The organism is Candidatus Chordibacter forsetii (genome assembly GCF_964187505.1).
Lineage (GTDB): Bacteria > Verrucomicrobiota > Verrucomicrobiia > Opitutales > Seribacteraceae > Chordibacter > Chordibacter forsetii.
In genome coordinates this window covers 1-9,838 of the sequence record NZ_CAXLML010000214.1, presented here as the reverse complement: position 1 = coordinate 9,838, position 9,838 = coordinate 1, and the positions used below count along the sequence as shown (strand labels likewise).

The window sequence follows — 9,838 nt, the reverse complement described above, 5'->3', positions numbered from 1 at the left end:
CGGCTCGGTAAAGGTTAGGCGAAACCCATCGGGCAAGGCCTCCATGGTCTTGGTTTCAAAAGGAACCACATTTTTCCACCGCACCCGCTCGAAGGTGAAGGGCTTAGATCCACGGGAGCCCCAACCCCGATTGGTTCCGCCAATAAACAAGGTTCCTTGGTCTGCCATACGCATGGGTACAATACCCGCCTCGAATCCGGAGAGGAATTCCCAGACCGCTCCCTGTCTGACTCCATTTACAGTTTCAAGGAAAACCCGTTGTACCTCAGAGTGGGTCTGCTCGCCCACCAAGAGTTGTCCGGCAAAAGGCCCAAATTTTCCAGCGGTATGGTCTGGGATAACCGCGGTGGGCGACTGCCCGACTACGCCGTGAGGAAACTGGACGGCAGGAGGGACGAGTTCGGGAATGCGTTCACGCTCTTTTACTATCCTGCTTTGGTTTATTGGGTCGGGTGGTTGTGGCCCCATATTGGGAGCGTCCTTGTAATAAACATTACCGATGGGACAACCGGTGAATTTCTTTTCCACCACATGTTTGAGGCAGGAGGTACCGTTCCATACTCCCTGATTATCGGTGTAGTAGAGGTTACCTTCGGCATCATAGCCAATTCCACCAGGAGAACGCACACCGGAAGCATAGGGCGTGGCGGTGCCATCAGCGGCGATTTTCATGACCCATCCACGCCACTGAGCACTGGCATTGAATGAGCCGGTTAGGCAGAGAGTAATGAATACATTACCTTGTGGATCGGGCGTGGTTCCAAAAGCATATTCGTGATAATTCCCGGTTAACCCCCAAGGTGCAGATATGGTTTCCACCCAGTCGGGCCGGTCATCTCCATTGCGGTCGACCAATCGGCCAAATTGCTCACGATCGGTGTAGTAAAGAGCACTGTCCTGCCAGTACATCCCCAGAGGTTCATGCAAGCCCTTAAAATAGGGTGTCCAGCTAACCTTGGACAAATCATCTCCATAAGCACCCTCACAGATCCAGACCTCTCCCCGGCGCGTGCCCACAGCAATCCGCTGGTCAGGAAGCAGAGCGATCGAACCGGGCTCGAAGACCACATCCTTGGGCATGGGGATTTCCTCGCGGAGGTAGTACTTCGACATGTGCGGGTCAAGGGCTTCCTTGTTGAATTTATTAGCCCATGCGGTCACCGCTCCAAGCAGGAGTACAGGAAACAGGAAAATTGGAAAAAATTGATTCATAGGATGCCATAGTGAAAGGTGAAGGAGTTGTCTCCCTTAAGCAGAGGGAGAAGGAAGGTACCGTCCTGCCGAGCGACAAGTCCGCGGCATTCAAGTGAAAACCCAGGTACGGGTCGGGAAAGCGGGGCAAAGACAAGTTCTCCAACCCCTGCACTCTCGATGGTTAGGATTCGCTCCATACCCTTGTCAGCGGGTTGGGGCCGATCCCGCACAATAAGACCATCCACTGAGTAACAAAATGTTGGATATTCATGATCATCCAACTCCATTCCCTGAAAAGAAAAAGTACGCCCCGGATAGGGACTGCCCTTCTGCAGATGGTAAACTTGTCCACTTAGAGGGAAAGACCGCACCGTCCCCCGGTTTTTCCATCTGGGCCCTGCATCAATGAATCGGCCAGACCAAAGCAACTCCAGCCCGCAGTTTTCCTGATTAAATACCAGGTTCACTCCACCAGGATAACCCACCGAAAAAGAACGGTTCCCCGTACCGGCAATAAAATTGCGGTAGTGCACTGCCCTATTACCCTCTGGCTTGAGCTCAATCAAGTTGATCTTGGGTTTCTGTTTACTTACCACTTTGGTGGAGCTGAGAGATTGAGTACCCCGAATGCCCGGTCCCGCCCAACTTGCGGCAATTCCAGTAAATCCAGTAAATTCCAAGTATTCCACCCGAATTTTCACCACACCCGGATGAAGGGTGGCCTTACCAGTTTTTGCCCTACCCATTCCCCCCAAGCCGGGAACTTCCACCACCTTTTTGTCATCGATGTACAGAGCAGATAAATCGTCCGAATCTAGAGTGAAAGAAAATTGCCCCTCACGCCTCACATTAAGTTCACCTTCCCAGACCAAACTGAAATGATCTTTCTCGGAATAGCCCTCCAGGTTGATCAGTCCATTGGGTTGTCTGGCCGAAGCATTGGCTTCCAGCTTGGCGTAGTCGGGTATTGATCTTTGGTCTTTGCGCAGAGCATAAAACTTGCGTACCAGGTTTTTCAGAGGACCAGGAGGGCTGGGCAATGGGTGGTCCTTGAGCAATTCATCGCCCTTCCAGTAAGCTTCCCGCTCCTCATACTTGGCCCGTACCGCCGCCACTCGATCTGTGGAAACCTTTTCCCCACCATTACCCAAAGAGCGTACATGAGTGAGAATCGCGGCGATCTGACCATCGCTAAGCACCGCTCCCTGCGGAGGCATGACCAAATTGTACTCCTTACCCAGCACTTCGATCTCGCCCATCAATCCGTGAAGCACAACCTTGATCATCCGATCAGGATCTCCTTGTGCCCACAGGCTCTTGGCCAATGGAGGGGCTGCTCCCTCTGCTCCTCCCTGCCCCTGAGCACCATGGCAAGCAGAGCAATAAGTTTGATATAATACAGGTCCACTTTGCCCGTTCACAGTCAGGGTAAAAAGAGCCAGGGCGGAAAATAAGAGTGGGATTAAATTCATCTTGTTTTGAAATACTAATATTTCTCTTAAATCGGAACCCGCAAATTGCGAAAAATTTCTGTCGATTTACGCCAAGTTAAATTTAAGGGACCAGGTAAATTTTAATTTTAAAAATTAATTTATACCTCAGATTAAATTTTATTAGTTTCTCAAATCGAATCTCGACTTCATACAATTTATTGGGGAAATTTCGATAAGTATGAATTTACTTAAATCATTTATTCTTTGCTTAGTATTAAACGGCTCCATCCATGCTCAGCGGACGGAGAAGCCAAATGTTATCCTTTTTCTGGTTGATGACCTCGGGTACACCGATCTCGGATTTACGGGTAGTACCTTTTACGAAACACCTAACCTCGATGCCTTAGCCCGAAAAGGTGCCTTTTTTGACAATGCTTATGCCGCCAACCCTGTCTGCTCTCCCACCCGAGCAAGTATCCTTACGGGGAAATACCCTAGCAGGATCGGTTTGACCAACCACAGCGGAAGTGCTGGAGCCAGAGGACCAAAATACCAGCTCGAGCCACCTACTGTTAAGGGAAACATGCCGATTAATGACCTTACCCTTGGCGAAGCTTTTAAAAAACATGGTTACGCCACCGCCCATGTTGGCAAATGGCACCTGCAGGCACACCACCAAAAGGGAAACGAACATTACCCGGAAAACCATGGCTTCGACCTCAATATTGCCGGGCACAAAATGGGTCAGCCTGGTTCCTTCTTATTTCCCTACCAAAGCAAACAACACCCCAGCACAAACGTTCCTGGGCTTGAAGATGGCAAACCAGGCGACTACCTAACTGATGTTTTAACCGACCACGCCATCGGCTTTATTGAGGATAAGCAGGACGAACCCTTCTTTTTAAACTTCTGGTTTTACACCGTACACACACCATTGGGAGCCAAACCAGAATTGCTCAAAAAATATCAGGAAAAAGCGAAAAAGATGGGTTTAGACAAAAAGAAAGCCCACGGAGTTGCTGTTCACGACAGTTTTGCCGACTCCCGCCAGGACAACCCCACTTATGCTGCCATGGTAGAAAGCCTAGATGAAAATGTGGGCAGAGTCATCGAGACCCTCGATAAACTCAATCTCCGCGAAAATACCATTCTTCTTTTCTGTTCCGACAACGGAGGCTTATCCACTGGATCCACCCCATCTTCCGTCACATCTATTCTACCAAATAAAGCAGGCAAGGCTTGGGTCTACGAAGGAGGCATCCGTGTGCCCCTGATTATTGATGCCCCTATTCTTAAACAAAGAGGAAGCACCTTGAACGAACCAGTGGTAAGCACCGACTTTTACCCCACCCTGCTCGATCTTGCCGGCCTCCCCCTGGAACCCGCACAACACCTTGATGGCGTTTCCCTCCAACCCCTGCTCGATGGCAAAAAGAAAAGACTCGGTCGCGAAGCTCTCTATTTTCACTATCCCCACTACCACCACATTAACAGTATGGGCCCATCCGGAGCCATACGCATGGGTGACTACAAACTGGTCATTCGCTACGAGGATTCGTCCACCGAACTCTACAACCTTTCAGAAGACCGGGGAGAACAAACTAATCTTGCCGCACAAAGATTGGGCATGGTCAAACAAATGAAAAAAATGTTCGACCAGTGGATTAACCAGACTCTTTCATTAATGCCCACTGCCAACCTCAAATATTCAGGTTCTAAAAAACAGCAAAATTTCTACACCCCAGCCCGCGATATTAAAGGTAAGAGTGCTCAAAGTAAGCCCAGCAAAAAAGACCTCCCCAAGGCTTTTATCATAGGAGATTCTATCTCTATTGGATACACACCCGAGGTGGTCGCTTCCTTGCAGGATCAAGTATTCGTTAGTCGGGCAAAAGCCAACTGTGGAGATACTATTCGCGGTCTTGCCGCACTTGATGACTGGCTAGGCAACACAGACTGGGATGTGATTCATTTTAACTGGGGGCTTCATGATCTTTGCTATCGAAGCGAAAAAAGTAAAATTGTAGGCAACCGTGATAAGGTAAACGGTCAGCAATCTGTTCCTCTTAATCAGTACATCCAAAACCTTGAGAAATTAGTCGCTCGACTCAAAAAAAGCGGGGCTAAATTGATCTGGGCAACCACTACCAAGGTACCCAATGGCGAACCTGGGCGTCATGCGGGTGATGAAATTAAATACAATCAAGCTGCCAAGAAAATTATGATTAAACATGGCATAGCTATTAATGACTTGCACAAACTAAGCTCCTCCATTGATGCCTCTTTCTTTCGCAAGCCTGGAGATGTTCATTTCACCCCTCAGGGCTCCTCCCTTCTTGGGAAACAAGTAACAGCTCAAATCAGGCAGATTCTGAGCCAAAATTAGAACTTACAGCTATTTGTGTGGTTGCTCCGTTCAATCTAATAAATAAACTTATTTTCATGCTGAAAACGTTTCTTTCATCACTTTTTATATTTTCGTGCCTCAGTGGAATTTTTCTATCCACCACCCTTTTTGCGGATCCCTACGCAAAATCGGGCAACATTAAACCAAGTATTGTTGAGTTAAGCGAAGAAGAGGAAGCCAAGATACTTTCTGGTGTAAAAGTGCCTGATGGTTTTGAATTAACCCTCTACGCTCCCTGGCAAACTGCCAACTACCCTGTCTATGTTGCCGCATCTCCAGCGGGCGACCTCTATGTTTCCAGCGATGGATGTGGCTCTCTGGGCCGCGACAAAGACCGGGGACGGGTGCTCCGCCTTCGGGATAAAGATGGAGACGGCAGAGCCGACGAAGTTACCGAATTCATCCCATCGATCGACTCCCCCCGCGGGCTGATTTGGGATCAGGACAGACTCTATGTTCTCCATCCTCCGCACCTTTCGGTTTATTACGACCGCGATGGAGACGGTGTGGCCGAGGAAAACAAACGCCTAGTCGATAACATTGCTTTCAGTTTTAAGGAACGGCCGGCCGACCACACCACCAACGGTCTTGACCTTGGTATTGATGGTTGGCTCTATGTTTCCACCGGGGATTTTGGATTTTTTGAGGCCACCGGAAGCGATGGACGTAAACTGCAGGTTCGTGGAGGCGGCGTGGTCCGCGTGCGCCCTGACGGCTCCGGCATTGAGCTATTTTCCTACGGCACCCGCAATATTCTTGCCGTACCCACTAGCCCCCTGCTCGACCTATTCGGACGCGACAACACTAACGACGGCGGCGGGTGGAATGTACGATTTCACCACTTCAGCGGGCTGGACGATCATGGCTACCCCCGGCTTTATTTAAACTTTCCCGAGGAAATTATTGCTCCTCTCGCCGATTACGGCGGTGGTTCCGGTTGCGGGGGCATGTATTTACACGAACCTGGCTTTCCTGAAAAATGGAACCATGCCCCGCTTACCTGCGACTGGGGAACTTCCGGCTTATGGAAGCACACCGTGGAGCGCAGGGGTGCCGGCTTTGTGGAAACCGCCAAGCCAGAGCGCTTCATCAATGTTCCCCGCCCTACCGATGCCGATATCGATGGCATGAGTAGGGTCTACCAAGCCAGTTGGAAAGGGCCATCCAGCTTCAATTGGAAGGGACCCAAACATGGATATGTTATCCAAACCCGTCCCAAAGACTTCAGCCCTGAAGAACTCCCTGAATTTCCAAAACTTACCGACCCTGAACTCGTAAAAATTTTTGAAGGCGAAAGCCAGGTGCGTGCCCTCGCCGCCCAGCGCGTGCTTTTGCGACGTAAGCAATCGGCTGACACAACGGCTCTTTTACAAACAGTTGCCGCTGACTCATCTAAAGCTGCTCGCACGCGGGCTCTCGCCCTGTTTACTCTTTCTCAAAGAGGAATTCTGTCGAAAAATGCCGCACAAGTGATCGAACATCTCCGTCCGCTTGCCTCCGACCTCACCCTGTCTGCCTTGGTGATGCGTGCCCTGGGAGACCTTGGTATCGACCTCCGCACTTCTGGGAAACCTGGTTCTGCCCCCGTCGATTTATTGATTGCCGGTGCGGAAAGTGCCGATCCCCGCACCCGTTTGGAAGCAATTGTAGCCGCCACCCGGCAAGGATTGTTGGAAGTGGCACCAGCAATCTCCTCTAGCCTTGGTCATCATGATGCCACCCTTTTTCATGTAGCCTACCGTGGGCTTGCCCAACTGGGAGCCCATAAGCCAACCCTTCGTGTGTTTACACATAAAAGTTCAAGTAGCACGCAAATTCGTGGAGCGTCCCTTGCTCTGATGAGGATGCACAAAAAAGAAGTGGTCGATGCCTTGCTTCCCATACTTGCTGACCGAGAAAACTTACTATTCAAGCCCAGTTTCGAAATTCTTGCCCGGCTCTACCACCAAGAAAAACCATGGGATCGCAAGCACTGGGGCGGGCGCCCCGATACCCGTGGCCCCTACTACGAAATGGTCACCTGGGAACAGTCCGAACGCATCCTCACTGCCCTGCGTCAGGCCCTCTGGAAGTTATCCAAAGATCAGGTGGGTGAATACCTTTCCCTGCTTGGAAGCAACCGAATTCAGGACAACGAGACCTTAAACTCACTGATCGAATCCGCCAAGTACGACTCAAGTTTAATCCCCGTTTTATCCGCCCAGCTCTCTGGTCTCAAAGACCCACCTGTAAACGGACTCGATGTTTTGGCCGCCGCTCCCGCTAAGGATAAAATGAGAGGGTATGACCTTAGCACCATCGTAAAATGTTTACTGAACGGAAAAGATTTAAAATATCTCAGTGCGATCATCGATAGTATTGTGGCGATCGAAGCGCAGGGTAATTGGACTGCCTTACGCCCTGCCAAAGATTTATACCTTAAAAACAATGGACGGATAGACGCCTATCAGGCAGAGCTTGCAGAAATTGCCAAAGGGGAGCCCAAAGCCAGGCGTACCTTTTGGGCTTACGCTGGATTAATGGAAATTACCGGTCGGTCCAATGCCAATGCCGAGGCCAAAGCGAGCTCCAAGGATCTAATCGAGTCCGACTGGGCGGATCCTGCCCGACGGGTCGTCCTCATCAATGCGGCGGTCGATCTCAAAAATCGAAATTACGACGAACAAATTATCCAAGCGACTGCAGATCAAGACAAGGCTGTGCGTGCCGCTGCACAACGTGCTCTGAGGCATTTCAAAATCGACCTTAATGAAGTCGACGCCACTCCAAAAGTTTCCACTCTCTCCGTAGTAGATGCCCTTGCACAGGTGAATGCTACCAAAGGAGTGCCTGCCCACGGGGAAGCGATATTTACCAAAGCGGCCTGCAACACCTGCCACACCGTGAGCGAGGATGATCCCCAGAAAGGGCCCTATCTTGGTAACATTGCTGCGATCTACCCCAGAAATGAACTCGCAGAAGCTATCCTCAACCCAGGTAAATCCATTGCCCAAGGCTTTGCTACCAACTTGGTTACTTTGAAAGACGGCAATGCCGTTATGGGTTTTATTACCTCCGAGACCACCAATCAATTAATTATGAGGGATATGGCCAGCCAGGAGCATCAAATTGCCAAAGCAGATATTACCGAGCGCACCAAAATGCCCAACTCGATGATGCCTGCCGGTCTAATGCACAATTTCTCCGTCAAGGAATTTGCCTCCCTACTCGATTACATTGTAGGACTTTCAGTTAAAAAGTAATTGGATAGTGCTTCTCGTTCCAACCCGATAGTTGAAAGTTTGGAGAAAGCAGTATTGATTAAGAAAATCTTGCTACACAGTCTTTGAGACAAATTAATTTTTGCCTCATAAATCAATAAAAAATCGGCAAAATACTAATCACATTGGAGTATATGAAATGAGATGCCCACATCACAGATCGATTCACATGATTCATTTCTTCGCCTCTATGTAGATTGCGAAGAGTCTCTCCGTGGGTTTGTACGCTCACTCCTTCCAACAATTGAAGATGCACGCGAGGTCATGCAAAATACTGCGGCGGTGCTCTGGAGAAAATTTGACCAGTTAGATGACTTGAAAAATTTCAGGAGGTGGGCTTTTGGGGTCGCCCGTTTTGAAGTATTGGCATACCGCAGAGACAAAGCACGGGACCGCCATATCTTTGGGGAGGAGCTGATTACTCAACTTGCCCTCGAATCAGAAGAGATAGGTATTGATAGTGGTCATGAAATTAAAGCACTAAAATCCTGCCTGGCGAAACTTCCCCCAAAGCACTCTGCCTTGGTTTGTGAAGCTTATGCCAAAGATTTAAAGATTAAAGAAATAGCCGAACGGGAAGGACGAACCCCCATGTCGATCTATAAAATTTTGCACCGTGCACGGATGGCCCTGGCTGATTGTGTGAGAGATACCTTGGAAAAAGAAAGGACAACAGCATGAAATCTTCAGGCAAACAAATGGAGAGGGTTGGCCTTTACCTAAGTGGTGAGATTTCGAAGGAAGGTATGCTTCAATTGGAAAAGGACATGCTCGCCGACAGTCAACTGTGTAAGGACTTTATCGCCTATGCGAGAATCGATTCCACCCTTTCAGCAATTGTCTCTGAAACTACGTCTCTTTCAGAATTCGTACAGGGAACCAAAACCAAAAAATCATTGATTCTATGGATGCCTGCCATAGCTGCTATATTGGCTGTAATGATTTGGATAAGCTCTTTTACATTGTCCACAGAAAAGCCGCTACAAGTTGCCCGTTTTGATCATTTGGATGATTGCCGATGGATCAACCAGCAGTTTAGACCGGGATTGGGCGATCCCATACGGACAGGTCAAAGGATTGAACTTTCGAAAGGATATGCCAAACTGAGATTTAACACTGGTGCACTGGTTGAGCTAACCGGACCAAGCATCCTTGAAGTGAAGGGTGAAAATGCTGTTTTCCTCACTCTCGGATCGGCTGAAGTGTTGGCCGATTCCATGGAAAGCCAGGGATTTACTCTAGAAACTCCGAGTTCCAGGTTCGTCGACTTGGGTACCGCATTCAGTGCCACGGTTGCTCCCGATGGTTTGAGCCGGTTGGAAGTTTCCCAGGGAAAGGTAAACCTGGTGGTGGAAGACGACCACGACACCCATCTTCTCCAAAAAGGAGAAGCCATCTTTGTGGAACCCGGCTCTCATAAAATCTTAACCCGGATTGAATCTGGAGACGGAACCGAGCAATTCCAGTTCCCCACCATATCTTCTCCAAGTAAAGATGATATCGCCGACCAATCCAAAGGTGGAGCAACGATTACTGCACCTCAG

Annotated in this window: 5 protein-coding genes and 1 pseudogene; 4 read left to right on the top strand and 2 right to left on the bottom strand. The window is 49.3% G+C overall.

The window, feature by feature from the left end; all coding sequences use genetic code 11:
* On the bottom strand, positions 1–1,212 hold a 1,212-nt coding region (locus ACKPQ4_RS09285; protein ID WP_407680904.1), incomplete at its 3' end, for a hypothetical protein.
* Entirely contained in the window at positions 1,209–2,666 is a 1,458-nt protein-coding gene (locus ACKPQ4_RS09280) for a c-type cytochrome (RefSeq protein WP_407680903.1), read from the bottom strand. The genes ACKPQ4_RS09285 and ACKPQ4_RS09280, both read right to left, overlap by 4 nt.
* Positions 2,667–2,865: 199 nt before the next feature.
* Between ACKPQ4_RS09280 and ACKPQ4_RS09275 the strand changes: the two genes are divergently transcribed.
* From ACKPQ4_RS09275 to ACKPQ4_RS09260, 4 genes and pseudogenes are all read left to right on the top strand, one after another.
* The gene (locus tag ACKPQ4_RS09275; protein WP_407680902.1) at positions 2,866–5,013 is read left to right on the top strand and encodes a sulfatase-like hydrolase/transferase; all 2,148 of its coding nucleotides are present in this window, start codon (positions 2,866–2,868) and stop codon (positions 5,011–5,013) included.
* A gap of 56 nt (positions 5,014–5,069) precedes the next feature.
* Entirely contained in the window at positions 5,070–8,276 is a 3,207-nt protein-coding gene (locus ACKPQ4_RS09270; protein ID WP_407680901.1) for a DUF7133 domain-containing protein, read from the top strand.
* Positions 8,277–8,438: 162 nt separating this feature from the next.
* A complete protein-coding gene (locus ACKPQ4_RS09265; protein WP_407680900.1) occupies positions 8,439–8,975 on the top strand; it encodes a sigma-70 family RNA polymerase sigma factor in 537 nt (178 codons plus the stop codon).
* Positions 8,972–9,838, top strand: a pseudogene (locus ACKPQ4_RS09260) (hypothetical protein); the annotation flags it as partial. The gene ACKPQ4_RS09265 and the pseudogene ACKPQ4_RS09260, both read left to right, overlap by 4 nt.

Bases quoted from the DNA above. Each gene is read 5' to 3' on its own strand.
- ACKPQ4_RS09275 (WP_407680902.1), top strand. From the start codon at position 2,866: ATGAATTTACTTAAATCATTTATTCTTTGCTTAGTATTAAACGGCTCC.
- ACKPQ4_RS09265 (WP_407680900.1), top strand. From the start codon at position 8,439: ATGCCCACATCACAGATCGATTCACATGATTCATTTCTTCGCCTCTAT.
- ACKPQ4_RS09280 (WP_407680903.1), bottom strand. From the start codon at position 2,666: ATGAATTTAATCCCACTCTTATTTTCCGCCCTGGCTCTTTTTACCCTG.
- ACKPQ4_RS09270 (WP_407680901.1), top strand. From the start codon at position 5,070: ATGCTGAAAACGTTTCTTTCATCACTTTTTATATTTTCGTGCCTCAGT.